The sequence below is a fragment of the Streptomyces sp. NPDC058291 genome, assembly GCF_042880855.1.
Taxonomy (GTDB): Bacteria; Actinomycetota; Actinomycetes; order Streptomycetales; family Streptomycetaceae; genus Streptomyces.
In genome coordinates, this window is the sequence record NZ_JBHVYK010000013.1 from 1 (window position 1) to 17,053 (window position 17,053).

General features: G+C 70.8%; 15 protein-coding genes and 1 tRNA gene. 3 read left to right on the forward strand and 13 right to left on the reverse strand.

The features are described from left to right. Positions 1–42: 42 nt before the first annotated feature. The 4 genes from ACFVYK_RS09105 to ACFVYK_RS09120 all read right to left on the reverse strand — a co-directional run bounded on the left by ACFVYK_RS09105 (position 43) and on the right by ACFVYK_RS09120 (position 2,902). Positions 43–115, reverse strand: a tRNA-His gene (locus ACFVYK_RS09105). A 116-nt stretch (positions 116–231) separates the two neighbouring features. Further along, complete coding sequence (gene orn, locus ACFVYK_RS09110) at positions 232–834, reverse strand: oligoribonuclease (RefSeq protein WP_389770484.1); 603 nt, start codon at positions 832–834, stop codon at positions 232–234. 125 nt (positions 835–959) lie between these two features. Next, entirely contained in the window at positions 960–2,195 is a 1,236-nt protein-coding gene (locus tag ACFVYK_RS09115) for a helix-turn-helix domain-containing protein (RefSeq protein ID WP_389770487.1), read from the reverse strand. Between the two features lie 377 nt (positions 2,196–2,572). Further along, positions 2,573–2,902: a hypothetical protein gene (locus ACFVYK_RS09120; protein WP_389770489.1), complete on the reverse strand. Its 330-nt coding sequence runs from the start codon at positions 2,900–2,902 to the stop codon at positions 2,573–2,575. Positions 2,903–3,281: 379 nt separating this feature from the next. Between ACFVYK_RS09120 and ACFVYK_RS09125 the strand changes: the two genes are divergently transcribed. Both ACFVYK_RS09125 and ACFVYK_RS09130 read left to right on the forward strand, forming a co-directional pair. Then, positions 3,282–3,809 carry a universal stress protein gene (locus tag ACFVYK_RS09125; RefSeq protein WP_389770491.1) on the forward strand — a complete coding sequence of 176 codons (528 nt, stop codon included), beginning with the start codon at positions 3,282–3,284 and terminating at the stop codon, positions 3,807–3,809. Positions 3,810–3,958: 149 nt separating this feature from the next. Continuing rightward, positions 3,959–4,540: a GPR1/FUN34/YaaH family transporter gene (locus ACFVYK_RS09130; RefSeq protein ID WP_389770494.1), complete on the forward strand. Its 582-nt coding sequence runs from the start codon at positions 3,959–3,961 to the stop codon at positions 4,538–4,540. Positions 4,541–4,689: 149 nt separating this feature from the next. On the opposite strand, the gene glmS is transcribed toward ACFVYK_RS09130, so the two are convergent. Continuing rightward, entirely contained in the window at positions 4,690–6,507 is a 1,818-nt protein-coding gene (gene glmS, locus ACFVYK_RS09135; protein WP_389770496.1) for a glutamine--fructose-6-phosphate transaminase (isomerizing), read from the reverse strand. Between the two features lie 13 nt (positions 6,508–6,520). After that, positions 6,521–6,778 carry a hypothetical protein gene (locus tag ACFVYK_RS09140; protein ID WP_389770499.1) on the reverse strand — a complete coding sequence of 86 codons (258 nt, stop codon included), beginning with the start codon at positions 6,776–6,778 and terminating at the stop codon, positions 6,521–6,523. Positions 6,779–6,964: 186 nt separating this feature from the next. On the opposite strand from ACFVYK_RS09140, the gene ACFVYK_RS09145 reads away from it, so the two are divergent. Beyond that, positions 6,965–8,536 carry a fibronectin type III domain-containing protein gene (locus ACFVYK_RS09145; RefSeq protein ID WP_389770501.1) on the forward strand — a complete coding sequence of 524 codons (1,572 nt, stop codon included), beginning with the start codon at positions 6,965–6,967 and terminating at the stop codon, positions 8,534–8,536. Positions 8,537–8,567: 31 nt separating this feature from the next. On the opposite strand, the gene ACFVYK_RS09150 is transcribed toward ACFVYK_RS09145, so the two are convergent. The 7 genes from ACFVYK_RS09150 to ACFVYK_RS09180 form a co-directional block, all read right to left on the reverse strand. Then, on the reverse strand, positions 8,568–9,440 hold the full coding sequence (locus tag ACFVYK_RS09150) for a DUF4429 domain-containing protein (protein ID WP_389770504.1): 873 nt from the start codon (positions 9,438–9,440) through the stop codon (positions 8,568–8,570). Positions 9,441–9,511: 71 nt separating this feature from the next. After that, positions 9,512–11,296 (reverse strand): IucA/IucC family protein, encoded by a 1,785-nt coding sequence (locus tag ACFVYK_RS09155; RefSeq protein WP_389770507.1) that lies wholly within the window; start codon positions 11,294–11,296, stop codon positions 9,512–9,514. After that, on the reverse strand, positions 11,293–11,844 hold the full coding sequence (locus ACFVYK_RS09160; protein WP_389770510.1) for a GNAT family N-acetyltransferase: 552 nt from the start codon (positions 11,842–11,844) through the stop codon (positions 11,293–11,295). Before ACFVYK_RS09160 ends, ACFVYK_RS09155 begins: the two co-directional genes overlap by 4 nt. After that, entirely contained in the window at positions 11,841–13,124 is a 1,284-nt protein-coding gene (locus ACFVYK_RS09165; RefSeq protein WP_389770513.1) for a lysine N(6)-hydroxylase/L-ornithine N(5)-oxygenase family protein, read from the reverse strand. The genes ACFVYK_RS09160 and ACFVYK_RS09165 overlap by 4 nt, the downstream gene beginning before the upstream one ends. Next, complete coding sequence (gene desA / locus ACFVYK_RS09170; RefSeq protein WP_389770515.1) at positions 13,108–14,550, reverse strand: lysine decarboxylase DesA; 1,443 nt, start codon at positions 14,548–14,550, stop codon at positions 13,108–13,110. The genes ACFVYK_RS09165 and desA overlap by 17 nt, the downstream gene beginning before the upstream one ends. 199 nt (positions 14,551–14,749) lie before the next feature. After that, positions 14,750–15,571, reverse strand: coding sequence for a siderophore-interacting protein (locus ACFVYK_RS09175; protein WP_389770518.1), 822 nt, complete (start codon positions 15,569–15,571; stop codon positions 14,750–14,752). Positions 15,572–15,702: 131 nt separating this feature from the next. Next, positions 15,703–16,752 carry an ABC transporter substrate-binding protein gene (locus ACFVYK_RS09180; protein ID WP_389770521.1) on the reverse strand — a complete coding sequence of 350 codons (1,050 nt, stop codon included), beginning with the start codon at positions 16,750–16,752 and terminating at the stop codon, positions 15,703–15,705. Positions 16,753–17,053 lie beyond the last annotated feature (301 nt).

Consider the following 17,053-nt stretch of genomic DNA (forward strand, 5'->3'; position numbering starts at 1 on the left):
CGGGTGAAGTCCCGGGGGGTATGACCCCGGCTGATGACTCTGGGTGAGTGACGGGACTCGAACCCGCGGCATCCTGGACCACAACCAGGTGCTCTACCAGCTGAGCTACACCCACCACGCCCGGCAGTTGGACTTTGTGGTCTCCCTACCGGCCGAGAAAAAGTGTACAGGGTCCGAAGGGGTGCTCGCGCACGGCTTTCCCGAGGCCGCCCGAGCGTGGTCGCGGTGCTCCTACGGAGCGCGCAGCACGTGCTTGGCCGCGATCGACTTCGCGGTGTCGGAGTCGGGGCCGGGCTGCGGCACGAAGACCGCCTCGCGGTAGTAGCGCAGTTCCGCGATGGACTCGCGGATGTCGGCGAGGGCGCGGTGGTTGCCGTTCTTCTCGGGGCTGTTGTAGTACGCCCGCGGGTACCAGCGCCGGGCGAGCTCCTTGATCGAGGAGACGTCGACGATGCGGTAGTGGAGGTAACCCTCCAGGGCCGCCATGTCCCGGGCCAGGAAACCGCGGTCGGTGCCCACGGAGTTTCCGCACAGGGGCGCCTTGCCCGGCTCCTTCACATGCTCGCGGACATAGGCGAGGACCTGTGCCTCGGCCTCGGCGAGCGTCGTCCCGCCCGCCAGCTCGTCGAGCAGCCCGGACGCGGTGTGCATCTGACGCACCACCTCCGGCATCGTCTCCAGCGCCCGGTCCGGCGGGCGGATGACGATGTCCACACCGTCGCCGAGGATGTTCAGCTCGGAGTCGGTGACGAGGGCGGCTACCTCGATGAGAGCGTCGTCGGACAGCGAGAGGCCGGTCATCTCGCAGTCGATCCACACCATGCGATCGTTCATGCGCCCACCCTAAAGCTGACGTCGCCTTTTGAGGCGTCCCGTGTCCGGCGGCCCTGAGGGTCCGGGGCGCGCCCGGACGCCGGACGGGCTGGTTCGGTTCCAGCCGTCCGGCGTCACGAGGTCGCTCACATACCGCTGCGCTGCCCCGGCACGCTCGCCCGCGCGGTCGCGTACGCCTCGCGCGCGTGCTCCGACGGCAGGGACGCCGACGAGCCCATCGCCCCGGCGGTCGCGGCCGCCGTGCGCCGGATCTGCGGCGGCACCGGTCCGGGCGTCTCGGGGTGCAGTGACGGCGGCGGTGGCGGCGGGGACGACGGCTCGCTGTCCGTCGGCCGTTCGCTCTGCGGCCTGCGCGCCCGGTACGCCGCCCGGTAGGCCGCCGGCGACGAGCCGAGCTGGCGGCGGAAGTGGCCGCGCAGGGCCACCGGCGAGCGGAAGCCGCAGCGGCCCGCGACCTCGTCCACCGAGTAGTCCGACGTCTCCAGCAGACGCTGCGCCTGCAGCACCCGCTGGGTGATCAGCCACTGCAGCGGCGCGCTGCCGGTCAGCGACCGGAAGCGGCGGTCGAAGGTGCGCCGGCTCATGTAGGCGCGCGCGGCCAGCGTCTCCACGTCGAACTGCTCGTGGAGGTGCTCCAGCGCCCAGGCGACGACCTCGGCCAGCGGGTCGGCGCCGATCTCCTCGGGTAAAGACCGGTCGAGGTAGCGCTCCTGACCGCCCGAGCGGCGCGGCGGCACCACGAGACGCCGGGCCAGCGCTCCGGCCGCCTCGTTACCGTGATCTGTCCGCACGATGTGCAGACACAGATCGATTCCGGCCGCGGTGCCGGCCGACGTGAGCACGTCGCCGTCGTCCACGAAGAGTTCTCGGGGATCCACGTGGACGGACGGGTAGCGCTTGGCCAGCGTCGGCGCGTACATCCAGTGCGTCGTGGCCGGACGGCCGTCCAGCAGGCCCGCGGCGGCCAGCACGAACGCGCCGGTGCACAGGCCCACGATGCGGGCGCCCTCCTCGTGCGCCCGACGCAGTGCGTCGAGCGCCTCCTCCGGTGGCGGGGAGGTGATCGAACGCCAGGCGGGCACGACGACCGTGCCCGCCCGCGAGATCGCCTCCAGGCCGTGTGGTGTGGTGAGTTCCAGGCCCCCTGTGGTCCGCAGCGGGCCTTCTTCGCCGCCGCACACCAACAAGCGGTAGCGCGGCACGCCGGCGTCCTGGCGGTCAATCCCGAACACCGACAACGGAATGGAACTCTCGAATATGGGGCCGCCGCTGAACAGCAGCACCGCGACGATCTCCTTGCGGCGTCGCCCGGACAGCTTCCGGGCCACGGCTTCCGGCGCGGCAGTGGAGTCGTGGCTCATCCTGCTAAGCCCCCCTCGGTGGTCGCGGCTCCTCGGTTGTGTCGCTCCTGCACGTTTCCCCTCGGTCCTGCACGAGTCCCCCGCCGTAGACAGTCAAGATCGAATCTACTGTGTCGCACGATGCCGGCATGGCCAGTTCACCACCCGGCAGATTGTCGACATGGCAACTTGGCGTGAAGCATTCGATCACGAAGCGTTGCACTCGTGGGCCGTGCAGGGAAGTGCGCCTCGGTGCGGTGGCCAATCCCCGTAGGGCGCGACGGCCCCCCGAGGCCCTTTCCGTGCAGGTGGAACGAGGGGTGGGGGGTGGTTACGGCAAGAGATGCACACTTACCGGAAGTTGGCTGAAAACCAGCGGCTCCGTGCGTGAAAACCGGTCAACCGACCGGTGAGTTTCCCCCGGAGTGACGACCCCCGCGGCGGGACCCCGTTCCGGCGCGCTGGTGGCGCCCCCGGTGGTGCGCCTCGGGCGCGGGCTCCTCGACCAGCAACCGGACCGCGCACCGCTCGGACCGGCGCAGCAGCACCCGGCAGACGGCCGTGACGGCGGCGAGGCCGAGGGCGGTGCCGGCGGCCCCGGCGAGCGAGGAGCCATACCAGAGGAGGACCACGGGGACCAGGACGCAGGTGAAGGCCGCCCAGCGGATCAGGTCGGTCGTCCGGTCGTCGCCGGGGCGGGGCTCGGGGGTGGTGGGGGGCGAGGTCATCGGGCGGGCTCCTTCCTGGACTGCGGTGGGCGGGCGGTTCGGCCGGGGGGAGGCGCGCCGGGGCGGAGGGGCGGAGGCGGGGGCGGGGGCGGGGCGACGGTTCACGGGGTTCAACGCCTGTTCGAGCCGTCGGTCACTGCCTGGAGGGGTTCCGCCTCGACGGATCCTGTGCAAACCGCCTGTACGGGGCAGCAACCATTGCGTTACGGGCGTCCGCTCGTGCATGCTCCCTGGAACCCCCACCGGGGGCGTGCGGGCTCTGGGCCCTGGATGTGTGCCGCCGTACCCTTGGGGTGTGGGGTTGGGAAGATGATTCCCGGACAGCTCCGCCGCTCACCGCCGTCCCATCCCGTATAAGGATCGACACGCCGAGACAGCCATGGCCGGTCACGAATTCTTCGAACCCGCGGACCGCAAGCGGCCCGTCGCCGACCCCACGGCGGCCGAGCCCCTGGCGGCTGAAGAGGCACGTCATTCCTGCGATCCCGCCTTCCAGCACGGAGTGGTCGTCGGTTTCGACGGCTCCACGTCCAGCGAACGGGCCCTCGCGTACGCCATCGGCATGGCCCACCGCTCCGGATCGGGCCTGATCATCGTCCACGTCGCCAACCGGCTGCCCACCACGGTGTGGGCCGGCTGCGAGCCGCCCGTCTTCGTGGACGTGCCCGACCACCGCACCGAGGTGCTCGGTCTGGAGCTGGCGTGTGCGGACTACCTCGCCGAGGTGCCCTGGATCCTGGTCGAGCGCGGCGGCGACATCTGCCACGAACTCGAGGAGGTCGGGCGGGAGTACGAGGCCGACGCGATCGTCGTCGGTTCCACGCACGGTCTCGTGGGCCGGATCTTCGGCTCCGTGGCGGGGCGGCTCGCCAAGCGGGCCAAGCGGCCCGTCATCGTCATTCCGTGACGCTCCTTCCTCCCCGGCGAGACGAGATCCGGGCGGTCCCCGGCCCCCCTGTGCGCACTGGGTGAAACTACTGACGCGTAGAGGTGTTCGTGCCTTTGTGAAGGGCATATATCGCTCACACAACTGCACATGCGTGAAGGGAGCTTGCCGTGGACAGCGACGTCTCCGCGGGAAGCGGCACCGCCACCGTCGCCGGTCGACTCGCCCTCGGCGTCACCCTGTTGGCCTTCGGGCTCGGCTCCACCGACCTCATCGACGGCGTGGCGGCCGCGGACGCCCTATCCGTCGCCCACTGCATCGGCGGCGTCGCGCTGTTCGTCGCCGGTCTGTTCGCCCTCCGGGACCGGGACACGGCCGCCGGCGCCGCCTGCACCGTCCTCGGCGCCTTCTGGTTCACCTGGGCGGCCTCCGCCGGCGCACAGGCCTCCGACAACGCCGCGGGGCTCTTCCTGCTCCTGTTCGCCCTGGTGGCGCTCTCCCTGACCGTCGCCGGCGGCGACCGACTCGGTCAGGCGGCCTACGGGTTGTTCTGCGTGGGCCTGGTGCTGACGGCCGTCGCCCGGTTCACCGACGGCGACGGCCCGGCCAGGGCGGGCGGCTGGTTCGCCGTCGCGGCGGGCGCGGTCGCGGCGGGCGCGGTCGCCTGGTACGCGGCGACGGCGGCCCTGGCGCACTGGCCCACGGCGTATCCACGGCGTGCTGCCCGTCCCGGCGTGACGGCCGCGGACTGAATCGGCAGCCGGCGCCGGGGAATCGGGCCTCCCCGGCGAACGAAGCGGACCCCCCGTGCACGGTGGCGTCACGGGGGGTCCGTCGCGGTGCGTCGGCCGCCGCGGGCGGTGGGGCCCGCTCGCGCGGTCGATCGTGCCCCTGAGGGCGACTACTCGACGGTCACCGACTTCGCCAGGTTGCGCGGCTTGTCGATGTCACGGCCCAGGGCCTTCGCCGTGTAGTAGGCGAGGAGCTGGAGCGGGATGCCCATGAGGATCGGGTCGAGCTCGTCCTCGTTCTTGGGGACGACGATCGTCTGGTCGGCCTTCTCCTGCTCGCGGTGGGCGACCGCGATGATCCTTCCGCTGCGGGCCTTGATCTCCTCCAGGGCCGCACGGTTCTTCTCCAGCAGGTCGTCGTCGGGGACGATCGCGACCGTCGGGAGCGCGGGCTCGATGAGGGCCAGCGGGCCGTGCTTGAGCTCGGAGGCCGGGTAGGCCTCGGCGTGGATGTACGAGACCTCCTTGAGCTTCAGGGAGGCCTCACGGGCGACCGGGTAGCCCCGGACGCGGCCGATGAAGAGCATCGAGCGGGCCTCGGCGAGCTGCTCGGCCAGCTTCTCGATCTCCGCCTCCTGCTCCATGATCTCGGCGATCTGGGCGGGCAGCTTGCGCAGACCCTCGATGATCCGCTTGCCGTCGCGCACCGAGAGGTCGCGGGTGCGGCCCAGGTGCAGCGCGAGCAGCGCGAAGGCGACCGTGGTGTTGGTGAAGCACTTGGTGGACACCACGCAGACCTCGGGGCCGGCGTGGACGTACACGCCGCCGTCCGCCTCACGGGCGATCGCCGAGCCGACCACGTTGACCACGCCCAGCACCCGCGCGCCCTTGCGCTTCAGCTCCTGGACGGCCGCCAGCACGTCGTAGGTCTCACCGGACTGCGAGACGGCGATGTACAGCGTGTCGGGGTCCACGACCGCGTTGCGGTAGCGGAACTCGGAGGCCGGCTCGGCGTCGGCGGGGATGCGGGCGAGCTCCTCGATCATCTGGGCGCCGATCATGCCCGCGTGGTACGACGTGCCGCAGCCGAGGATCTTGACGCGGCGGATCTGGCGCGCCTCGCGGGCGTCCAGGTTGAGGCCGCCCAGGTGCACGGTGGAGAAGCGGTCGTCGATGCGGCCGCGCAGCACGCGGTCCACGGCGTCGGCCTGCTCGTGGATCTCCTTGTGCATGTAGGTGTCGTGGCCGCCCATGTCGTAGGAGGCGGCCTCCCACTCCACGGTGGTGGGCTCGGCGGTGGTGCGGGTGCCCTCGGTGGTGTAGGTGCGGAAGTCGTCGGCCTTGAGCGTGGCCATCTCGCCGTCGTCGAGGGTGACGATCTGGCGGGTGTGGGCGACCAGCGCGGCGATGTCCGAGGCGACGAACATCTCCTTCTCGCCGATGCCGAGCACGACCGGGGAGCCGTTGCGGGCGACGACGATGCGGTCCGAGAAGTCGGCGTGCATGACGGCGATGCCGTAGGTGCCCTCGACCACGCGCAGCGCCTCGCGGACCTTGTCCTCCAGCTTGTCGGCCTGGGCGCGGGCGACGAGGTGGACGAGTACCTCGGTGTCCGTCTCGGAGAGGAACTCGACGCCGTCGGCTTCCAGCTTCTTCCGCAGGTCGGAGGCGTTGTCGATGATGCCGTTGTGGACGACGGCGACCTTGAGGTCGGCCGACATGTGCGGGTGGGCGTTCACGTCGGAGGGGGCGCCGTGGGTGGCCCAGCGGGTGTGGGCGATGCCGGTCGTGCCCTTGAAGCGCGCCGGGACCTTGGCCTCCAGGTCGCGGACCCGGCCCTTGGCCTTGACCATCTTCAGGCCGGCCGCCTTCGGGGAGGTGACGACTATGCCGGCCGAGTCGTACCCGCGGTACTCGAGCCGCTGGAGTCCCTCCAGCAGCAGCGGGGCCACGTCACGCTTGCCGATGTATCCGACAATTCCGCACATATATAGGTATTCCTCAGCCGTAGACCATGCGGCGCAGTTGCCTGAGCGTGAGCTCAGGCGGTGCGACCGCCCGGTATTTCAGGTCCGCCTCGATCCGTCCGAAGATCTCCGCGTTCACCAGACCCTGGGCCTGGAGTTCGCGGTGGCGGCGACGGACGAAGTCCTCGGTCGTCTCGTCGAAGTAGGCGAGCACGTCCTGGACCACCCGCAGTGCCTCGCCCCGCTGGAGGGGCGTGGAGCGCGTCAGGTGATCAACGAGTTCGTCGTGCACCCGGTAGATCCTGAGGTACGCGAGCCGGTTTCGCAAGAATCGTGCCCGATTTCGGGCAGGCGTCTGGGGAGGAGCCTTGGGAGAACATTGAATGTGTTATGGCCCGCTGTTCGCGAACCGTCCATTCGGTGTCTTGCGGCCCGTCGCCCGGGGCGACGAGTTTCAGACGTCATGGACACTCCTCGCATGGGCGTACCCGAGCAGCTCGCCGACCGCATGAGCATGGCCGAGCAGCACGAGTACCTGCGCGCCAAGTTCTCCCGGCGCACGATGATCAGAGGCGGCGCGGTCACGCTGGGCGCCGTCACCGGTGGCGCGTTCGTGACCGGCGCCGACGCACAGGCCGCCGTCCCCACCCGGACCCCGGGCGCCGGGCCGAGCACCCGGGCCGTCGACGGGTCGCTCGTCGCCCCCTTCGGCCGCCACCTCGCCTACGGCAACGACCCGCGCACCGAGATCACCGTCTCCTGGCAGGTGCCGGTCGCGGTGAAGAAGCCGTTCATCCGCATCGGCGCCCACCCCTGGGACCTCTCCCGCAGGATCGAGGCCGAGGTGCGCACCCTGTACACCCCGGCCGGCGTCGGCGCCAGCGGCGACCACACCCAGTACTACCTGCACGCCGCGCTCACCCACCTCAAGCCGGGCAGGACGTACTACTACGGCGTCGGGCACGCGGGCTTCGACCCGGCCGCACCGCACCTGCTGGGCACCCTGGGCACCTTCACCACCGCCCCCGCCCACAAGGCGCCCTTCACCTTCACCGCCTTCGGCGACGAGGGCGTCGGCTACCACGGCCTGGCCAACAACAGCCTGCTCCTCGGCCAGAACCCGGCCTTCCACCTGCACGCCGGCGACATCGCCTACGCCGACCCGGCCGGCGCCGGCAAGACCGCCGACACCGGCTTCGACTCGCGCGTGTGGGACCAGTTCCTCGCCCAGACCGAGTCCGTCGCCAAGTCCGTCCCGTGGATGCCCGCCTACGGCAACCACGACATGGAGGCCTGGTACTCGCCCAACGGCTACGGCGGAGAGGAAGCCCGCTGGAACCTGCCCGACAACGGCCCCGACAAGAAGAACCTGCCGGGCGTCTACTCCTTCGTCTACGGCAACACGGCCGTCATCTCGCTGGACGCCAACGACGTCTCCTTCGAGATCCCGGCGAACCTCGGCATCTCCGGCGGCACCCAGACCAAGTGGCTGGAGGCGCAGCTGAAGAAGTTCCGCGCCTCGAACGACGTCGACTTCGTCGTCGTCTTCTTCCACCACTGCGCCTACTGCACCTCCACCGCGCACGCCTCGGAGGGGGGTGTGCGCCAGGAGTGGGTGCCGCTCTTCGAGAAGTACACGGTCGACCTGGTGATCAACGGGCACAACCACCAGTACGAGCGCACCGACGTCATCAGGAAGGGCGCGGTGACCAAGAAGCTCCCGATCGGCGGCACGGCGTACCCCGAGACCGAGGGCGTCGTCTACGTGACCGCGGGCGCGGCCGGCCGCAGCCTGTACGCGTTCACCGCCCCGCTGTCCTACGAGGGCCACGAGAAGGAGGTCGACTCGGTCGCCTCCTTCGTCAACACCAAGGACGGGAAGGCCGCCGAGACGGTCACCTGGTCGCGGGTGCGTTACCTCGACTACTCCTTCCTGCGCGTGGACGTCGCCCCCGCCGCGAAGGGCCGCACGGCCACGCTGACCGTGCGCGGCATCGCCGAGAGCGGCGAACAGGTCGACCACTTCACGGTGGCCCGCAAGGCGAAGTAGCCGGCCCGGCCTCAGGCGGTCCTCATCCGCGCTACAGGCGCTTGAGGACCGCCTGTTTGGCCATCGTGAACTCGTCGTCCGTCAGGACGCCGTCGCGGTGCAGCTCGCCGAGCTCGCGCAGCCGGCGCAGCAGGGCGTCGGGGTCGCTCTCGGGGCGGGCGTCCGGCCCGGGCGCCGCAGGCCGTACGGCGTTCTCGGGGGCCGCGACCGGATGCGGGAGCCGGGCCTGCACGGCCGCCGCGACCAGCGCCATCAGCGGATCCCTCTTGAACCCCCACAGCTCCACGGCGGCGGGGTCGTACTTCGGCGGCGTGTTCGGGGGCGCGTGACGCAGCCGGAACCGCAGAAAGCCGTTCTCCAGGCCGACCGCGGGCTGCCACTCCACGCCCACGATGTCGGCGATCGCGAGCGTGCGAGGTCCGCCGGAGGCCTTGGCCTCCTCGGTCTTCCAGTTCCACTCCAGGCGTACGGTCCCGCCGTCGAAGCCCGCCGTCCCGTCCCCGGCGGAGACGGACAGGGGCACGGACGGGCCGGGCAGCAGATACGCGTCGACCGGGTCGGCCGGCACCTCGTCCAGCAGCAGCGCGTGGCGCACCTCGTCCACGAAGTACTCGGCGACGCCGTACCGGTCGGGCTCGACGAGCAGTTGGTAGGGGTCGTGCGGCTCCGTGAGCCGACCGCCCGTCGCCTGGAGCAGCGGATCGGCCCCGTCCCGCAGCCGCAGCCTCAGCCGTCCCGCCCGCTTTCCCTGTTCGAACGACAGGCCCGCCAACGCCCGCAGGGGCAGCACGAGTTCACCCAGTTCTCGGCGCAGCAGGCCGACGTTCCTGTCCCGTCCGGGCGTCAGCCGCAGCGCGTCGCCGTCGAAGACCCACGTGCCGTCCTTCTGGAGGATTTCCGCCATGCAGCGGATTGTTCCATCCAGGCCGGCGGGCGCCTCCGAGGACCGTGCCCGGGGGCGCCCGTCCGTCCGGATCAGAACCCTGCCAGCGGGTTCCTCAGCGTGCCGATCAACTGGAGGGCGCCCGAAGGGTCGGCCAGGTCCACCATCTGTCGGTTGTCGCGCAGTTGCAGGCGGTTGAGGCAGGACAGGGCGAACTCGGGGGCGAACAGGTCGTACTGGCGGAACCGGTCGGCCAGTTCGGGGTTCGCCTCCTGGTAGGCGCGGGTGACCTCGGCGACCGTGCGCCAGAACCCGTCCTCCTCCAGGATCCCCTCGGCGGCCAGGCCGGCGGCGAGGAAGCGGAAGAAGCAGTCGAAGACGTCCGTGAAGATCGACAGGAGCTTCGTGTCCTCGGGCACCTCCACCCGGATGCGTCCGACCTCGGGCGGCAGCACCGCGTCCGGGTCCATGACGGCGATCTCCTCGGCGATGTCCTTGTAGACCGCCCGCTGCACCACGCCGTCCTTCAGCACGAGGATCGTGTTCTCGCCGTGCGGCATGAACACCAGGTCGTAGGCGTAGAAGCTGTGCAGCAGGGGGGTGTAATAGGCCTGGAGGTAGGCGCGCAGCCATTCCGCCGGGGCCAGGCCCGAGCGCTCGATCAGCACGCCGGCCACCGACCGTCCCTCGTGGTCCACATGGATCAGGGAGGCCATGGTCGCCGGCGACTCGCCCTCCCTCAGCGTCGGCACCGGGCTCTCCCGCCACAGCGCCGCCAGCATCTTGCGGTAGGGCGAGTAGCGGTCGGTGGCGGCCTCGTACTCCAGATGCCGGTAGCCGACGGCCGCCCGCTCGCGGATGATCGACAGGCCCGTCGACTTCAGCACCGGGTCGTTGTCGATGAGCTGGGCCAGCCAGTCGTTGATGGCCGGGGTGGCCTCCATGTAGGCGGCCGACAGGCCCCGCATGAAGCCCATGTTGAGCACGGACAGGGCCGTCTTGACATAGTGCTTCTCGGGGTGCGACCGGTTGAAGAAGGTGCGGATGGACTGCTGCGCCAGGTACTCGTCGTCGCCCTCGCCCAGGCACACCAGGTTCTCGCGGGCGATCTCGGCCGCGAAGGTGACGGCGAGCTTGTTCCACCACTGCCAGGGGTGGACCGGTATGAGGAGGTAGTCGGCCGGATCCAGGCTCCGCCCCCGCAGGACGGCGTCGAAGCGGTCGACGGTCGCCGCGCCCAGCTCCTCGCGCACGAACGACTCGTAGTCGATGCCGACGCCCGCCGTGAAGGCCGCCCGCGAGCGGTGCGCGGCCAGCCACACCAGCCGGACCGGGCTCGCCGTCTCGGGCGCGTACGACAGGTAGTCGTGGATGCCGAAGCCGAGCCGCCCGTTGTTGGCGACGAAGCAGGGGTGGCCCTCGGTCATCCCGGTCTCGATGGCCTGGAACCCGCCGCGGACCAGCTCGGCGGAGGTGACCCGGGGCTTGGTGAGCTTGTAGCACGTGCCGGAGAGGGTGGAGGAGATCTCCTCCAGATAGACCGGCAGGATCTCGTCGCTCAGGCCCAGGGCCGACTTCAGCTCGATGAGGAAGTCGAGCGCCTCGACGGGGAGTTCGGCCCCGTCACGGGTGCGGGTGATCGAGTCGGCGTCCACCTGCCAGTGGTCGAGGGCGCGGCGCACGGCGGTGAAGCGGTAGGACGTCAGCCCGTCGTCGCTGCGCACGACGTACCGGCCGTCCCCCTCCTCGGGCGCCGCCTCCTGCGGGGTGAGGAGCCGCTCGTGGGCGAACTCGGCGAGGGCCTTGCGCACCAGCAGGCGGTTGGCCGTCGCCCAGTGCTCGGGGGAGAGGTGGGACACGGCGTCGGCGAGGCTCATGCCGTCACCCCCGTCGCCGCGACGAACCGCTCGCGGGTGCAGAAGCTCAGCAGCGCCCGCTTCTCGGGCTTGCGGATCTCCCGCTCGGGCACGAAGCCGACGGCCTCGTTGAGCGCGTGCACGGCCTTGTTGGAGACGTCCGGCTCGACGACGACGCGCCGCACCGCCGGGTCCGCGAAGAGGTGCGCCATGACGGCGGTGATCACCGCGCGGGTGAAGCCGTGCAGCGGCCGGTCGGTCGGGGCGACCAGGAAGTGCATGCCGACGTCGCCCGGGAGCGGCTCGTACAGGCCGGCCAGCTCGCGGTGGGCGGGGTCGTAGTGCTCCATCAGGAACGCGGGCTCGCCCTCGTGCAGCCCGAGGAGAGCGTGGTGGTGCTCGTCGGCGGCGATGTCCATGTAGGCCCGTTCCACGTCGACGAGTTCCGCGTCCTGCATCATCCAGTAGGCGGCCTTCGGGTGGGTCACCCAGCCGTGCAGCAGCTCGGCGTCCTGGAGGGGATCGAGGGGACGCAGGGAGAGACGGCCGGGGGTCGTGGGGGTGGTCATACGCCGAACTCCTGGAAGGCGATGGTCTTCTCGACCGGGTAGTACTCGCTGCCGAGCAGCTCGCGGATGATGTAACTGTTGCGGTAGGCGCCCATGCCGAGGTCGGGCGAGGTGACGCTGTGCGTGTGCACGCCCGCGTTCTGCAGGAACACGCCCCGGCCGGTGGTGTCGATCGCGTAGTTGCGGCTGACGTCGAAATTGCCGTGGGCGTCGTGACGCAGTCGGTGCCTGATCGGCGCGAGGAACTCCGGCTCGGCGTAGTGGTAGCCGGTGGCCAGGACCAGGCCCTGGCTGGTCAGCTCGAAGTCCTTGCCCTGCTCCTCCTGGCGGAAGGAGAGGGTGTACGTGCCGTCGGAGTGGCTCGCGCCGGTGAGGGCCGAGTTGGTGAGGAGCCGGGTGGGGACCGGCCCGCCGAGGCTCTTCTGGTAGAGCAGGTCGAAGATCTCGTTGACGAGATCGCTGTCGATGCCCTTGAACAGGCCCTTCTGCTCGGAGGCGAGGCGGTAGCGGGTCTGCTCCGGCAGCGCCCGGAAGTAGTCGATGTACTCCGGGGAGGTCATCTCCAGCGTGAGTTTGGTGTACTCCAGCGGGAAGAAGCGCGGGGAGCGGGTGACCCAGTTCAGCCGGTAGCCGTGGACGTCGATCTCGGCGAGCAGGTCGCGGTAGATCTCGGCGGCCGACTGCCCCGAGCCGACCAGGGTGATCGACTCCTTCTTCTGCAGCTCCGCCTTGTGCTGGACATAGCGGGAGTTGTGCAGGAAGTCGCCGCCGAGGCCGGCGCAGGCCGGCGGGACGTAGGGGGAGGTGCCGGTGCCGAGCACCAGGCGCCGGGCGCGGTGGACGTCCCCGTCGGTGGTGCGCACCGCGTAGAGGGCGTCCCTCTCGTCGTACGTCACCTCGGCGACCGTCGTGGAGAAGCGCACGCTGGTCAGCTTGTTCGCGGCCCAGCGGCAGTAGTCGTCGTACTCGACGCGCAGCGGGTAGAAGTTCTCGCGGATGTAGAACGAGTACAGCCGCCCCTTCTCCTTCAGGTAGTTGAGGAAGGAGTAGGGGGACGTCGGGTCTGCGAGGGTGACCAGGTCCGACAGGAACGGGGTCTGGAGGTGGGCGCCGTCGAGGAACATTCCCGCGTGCCACGCGAAGTCGGGCTTCGACTCCAGGAAGACGCCGTCGAGCTCGGCGATGGGCTCGGTCAGACAGGCCAGTCCGAGGTTGAAGGGCCCGAGTCCGATTCCCACGAAGTCATGGGCGGTGTCCGTGGGTTCAGGAAGCGCGGTCAAGGGACTCTCCCAGGTACTGCTCGGCGTGGCCGGCGATCAGGTCGAGGACGGCGGCGATGTCGTCGGTCGTGGTCTCGGGGTTGAGCAGGGTGAACTTCAGGTAGTGGCGGGCGCCGACCTTGGTGCCGGCGACCACCGCGTCGCCGGAGGCGAACAGGGCCTTGCGGGCGTAGAGGTTGACGCGGTCGATCTCGGCCGGGTCGGTGACGGCGGCGGGGATGTAGCGGAACACGAGGGTGGAGAGGGAGGGCTGGACGACGACGTCGTAGCGCGGGTCGGCGGCCAGCAGGCGCCAGCCGTCGACGGCCAGGTCGCAGACCTCGTCGAAGAGCTGCCCGATGCCGTCGGCGCCCATCGTGCGCAGGGTCATCCACAGCTTGAGCGCGTCGAACCGGCGGGTGGTCTGCAGGGACTTGTCCACCTGGTTGGGGATGCGTTCCTGCACCATGCGGCGTGGGTTGAGGTACTCGGCGTGGTAGGTGGCGTGCCGCAGCGTGGTCGCGTCGCGGACCAGCACGGCGGAGGAACTCACCGGCTGGAAGAAGGACTTGTGGTAGTCGACGGTGACGGAGTCGGCTCGCTCGATGCCGTCGAGTCGGTCCCGGTACTTGACGGAGGCGAGGAGCCCGCAGCCGTAGGCGGCGTCGACGTGCATCCAGGCGCCGAACTGCGCGCACAGCTCGGCGATCTCCGGGAGCGGGTCGATGGAGCCGAAGTCGGTGGTGCCGGCGGTGGCCACGACGGCCATGGGGACGAGGCCGTCCTTCGCGCAGCGCTCCAGCTCGCGGGCGAGCGCCACGGTCTGCATGCGCTTGTCGTGGTCGACGGGGACGGTGACCACGGCGTCGGGGCCGAGGCCGAGCAGTTTCGCCGACTTCTTGACGCTGAAGTGGCTGACGTCGGAGGCGAAGACGCGCAGTCTCGCCAGGGAGTCGGACTTCGCCTCCTCGCGGGCCAGCAGCAGGGCCTGGAGGTTGGACTGGCTGCCGCCGGAGGTGAACACGCCGTCGGCGGCGGGGCCCAGGCCGATGCGGGCGCACGTCCAGTCGATCAGCTTGCGCTCGATGAGGGTGCCGCCGGCCGACTGGTCCCAGGTGTCGAGGGAGGAGTTGACGGCGGACAGGACCGCCTCGCCCAGCACGGCGGGGATGACGACCGGGCAGTTGAGGTGGGCGAGGTAGCGGGGGTGGTGGAAGTAGACCGCGTCGCGGAGGTAGACCTCCTCCAGCTCGTCCAGCACGGCGGCGGTGTCGCCCAGCGGCCGGTCGAGGTCGATCCCGTCGATGCGGGGCGCGAGGGCGTCGACCGTGACGCCGGTGAACGGACGGTCGGCGGCGGCGAGTTTGGCGGCCACCCGCTCCACCCCTTCGGTCACGGAGCGGCGGTAGTGCTCCGCGGTCGTGTCATTGAGCAGGTGCGAGCGCATGGTGGGGGTCCTCCGGGGGTGGGGACGGGGCCTGGGCGGGGCTGGTTCACGGGGGTGGTTCACGGGGTGGGGTCCGGGGACGGGACCACTGATCAACTTAGGTAAGGCTAGCCTAAGTTTACTGGTCGTCATCCTGCGTGTGCCGTGACGGTGATCACGTCCGCGCCCCCGCAGGCGGGCTGCGGGGGCGCGGTGTTCGCTACTCGGTCTCGCGGAGCTGTTCCTCGCTCATGCCGCGGCGCCAGTACCCGACGAAGGTGACCCGGCGCCGGTCGACGCCCCGCTCCTGCACGAAGTGCCGGCGCAGCGTCTTCACGGAGCCCGACTCGCCCGCGATCCAGACATAGGGGTTCTCGGCGGGCGGCAGAGCGGCCGCGCGGACGGCGTCGACGCACCCCTGCCCGACCACCCAGGTCACCTCGGCGTCCGCCGCGGTCGTCAACTCCCTCACGTCGCCCGGATCGCGCACCTCCAGCCAGACCCGGACGCGGTGTCCGGCGGGCAGCGACTCCAGGATGGACGCGATCGCCGGGAGGGCGCTCTCGTCGCCCCACAGCACGACCAGGTCGGTGTCCTCGGGCGGCCGGAACCGGATCGCCCGGTTGTCGGCGACGGCCGGCCCCAGCAGGACCACCCGGTCCCCGGCGGCGGCGCGCGCCGCCCACGCGGAGGCGGGCCCGGCGGGGGTGTGCAGCACGAAGTCGACGTCGATCCCGACCGTGCGCCCCAACGCGTCGCGGCGCAGCGCCCGGAGCGTGTACGAGCGCATCACCGCCCGTACGCCGTCCGGCAGTTCGCGCCAGCCCTGCCACCACCCGTCCCCGAGCTCGAAGGGGACCCGCGGTTCGTCCTGTCCCGGATGCGGCAGGAACAGCGAAAGCGACTGGTCGCGCCCGTCGGAGACGAAGTGCCGCAGGTCCTCCCCGGTCAGACTCACCCGGACCAGGGACGGCGACAGCCGCCGGGTCCGGGCGACCTGGAGCGAGAAGAACCGGAACGGAGCTGCGACGGCGGTGGTCATGGGGGCTCCTGCACGTGTGGGGGAGTTGACCTGCTCGGGGGCGTGGGGCTGCGTCGACCTGCGGCTCCCGCCGCGTGGGCGCGACCGGTGACAGCCGCGACCGCGGCCCCCACGACATCGGGTCGCCCGGGTCAGGCGACCTTCTTCGCCTTCTCCAGCGCCGCGGCGAGGTTCTCCAGCAGCGGCACGCACTTGTCGTAGGAGAGGATCGGCTCGGGCGAGCGGGCGATGACCTGACCGGCCTTCACCGCGGGCAGCTTCTTCCAGGTCGCCTCCGTGATGTCGGGGGGCTGGATGGTCGAGGAGCGGTCGTCCATCATGATGATGTCGGCCGGGTACTTGTCGACGTTCTCCCAGCTCAGCGACTCGTACCAGCCGCCGCCCTGGGCCTTGGCGCTCTCCGGCGGCTCGACGAGGTTCACGCCGAGGGCCTTGAAGTACTCCAGGTCGATGGAGAGGTTCGTGCCGGAGACGTAGAACAGCTCGGCGCTCGCGGAACCGGCCATCACCTTGAGTCCGGGCTTGGCCTTGGCTGCGGCGCGCAGCCGGGCGGCCGCGTCCTCGAACCGCTTCTTGGCGCCGGTGACCGCGGCGGCCGTCATGTCGGCGCCCAGCGACTCGGCCAGCTCCCACATGCGCTGCAGCGGCCCGGTCAGCTGGCGGTCGTAGACGGAGACGCCGACGCTCGGGGCGAGCTTGGCGATCTTGTCCTTGGAGGCCTCCGGGACGTACCAGAGGGTGCCGGCGCTGTCGAACATCGTGGAGATGAGGACGTCGGGCGCGAGGGCCGCGTACTTCTCGACGTTGAACTCGTCCCAGACGTTGCCGAGGACCGTCACCTTGGAGACGTCCATGTCGCCGGCCTGCACGTCGGCCTTGCCGGCGGTGGTCCTGGTCGGGCCGAAGACGCCCTTGACCTGGATTCCGTAGTCGTGCAGGGCCGCGCCGACGCCGGTGAAGGCGACGATGTTCGCGGGGACCTTGTCGAGCTTCACCGTGGTGCCGCGGTCGTCCTCGAAGGTCCAGGGACCGGACTTCGCCGAGCCCTTCGCCGACGACCCGGAGTCGCCGCCGCCCGCGTCCTCGTCCCCGCAGGCGGCGAGCACGGCGCCGAGACCGAGGGCGCCGCCGGCGGCGAGGACGCCACGGCGGGAGAGACGAGCGGCTCTGGCGTTGGACATGAGTGTGCCACTTTCGAACGTGGGGCGGGATCACCCGAGGACGGTTCGAATGTAGGTTAGCCTAACCTCAGCTCGTGTCCAGAGGGCGGCCCGGGACCCGGGACCGCCCCCGGTGATACCTCTCCCGGGCCTGTGACCTGCCTGTCGATCGGCGGCGGACGACGCGTCAGCGGGGCGTCGGCGCAACGGAGTCGGGGGGCGCAGGGGGTGGGCGGAGGCCGCCCGGCGGCCGGGGGGGGCGGAGGGGGGGCGGGGCGCGGGGGGGCGGGGGGCCGGGGCGGGGGCGTATAAACAACAGACG

Bases quoted from the DNA above. Each gene is read 5' to 3' on its own strand.
- ACFVYK_RS09125 (WP_389770491.1), top strand. From the start codon at position 3,282: ATGGCCGGTCACGAATTCTTCGAACCCGCGGACCGCAAGCGGCCCGTC.
- ACFVYK_RS09145 (WP_389770501.1), top strand. From the start codon at position 6,965: ATGGGCGTACCCGAGCAGCTCGCCGACCGCATGAGCATGGCCGAGCAG.
- ACFVYK_RS09155 (WP_389770507.1), bottom strand. From the start codon at position 11,296: ATGAGCCTCGCCGACGCCGTGTCCCACCTCTCCCCCGAGCACTGGGCG.
- ACFVYK_RS09115 (WP_389770487.1), bottom strand. From the start codon at position 2,195: ATGAGCCACGACTCCACTGCCGCGCCGGAAGCCGTGGCCCGGAAGCTG.
- orn (WP_389770484.1), bottom strand. From the start codon at position 834: ATGAACGATCGCATGGTGTGGATCGACTGCGAGATGACCGGCCTCTCG.
- ACFVYK_RS09120 (WP_389770489.1), bottom strand. From the start codon at position 2,902: ATGACCTCGCCCCCCACCACCCCCGAGCCCCGCCCCGGCGACGACCGG.
- desA (WP_389770515.1), bottom strand. From the start codon at position 14,550: ATGCGCTCGCACCTGCTCAATGACACGACCGCGGAGCACTACCGCCGC.
- ACFVYK_RS09180 (WP_389770521.1), bottom strand. From the start codon at position 16,752: ATGTCCAACGCCAGAGCCGCTCGTCTCTCCCGCCGTGGCGTCCTCGCC.
- ACFVYK_RS09160 (WP_389770510.1), bottom strand. From the start codon at position 11,844: ATGACCACCCCCACGACCCCCGGCCGTCTCTCCCTGCGTCCCCTCGAT.
- ACFVYK_RS09150 (WP_389770504.1), bottom strand. From the start codon at position 9,440: ATGGCGGAAATCCTCCAGAAGGACGGCACGTGGGTCTTCGACGGCGAC.
- glmS (WP_389770496.1), bottom strand. From the start codon at position 6,507: ATGTGCGGAATTGTCGGATACATCGGCAAGCGTGACGTGGCCCCGCTG.
- ACFVYK_RS09175 (WP_389770518.1), bottom strand. From the start codon at position 15,571: ATGACCACCGCCGTCGCAGCTCCGTTCCGGTTCTTCTCGCTCCAGGTC.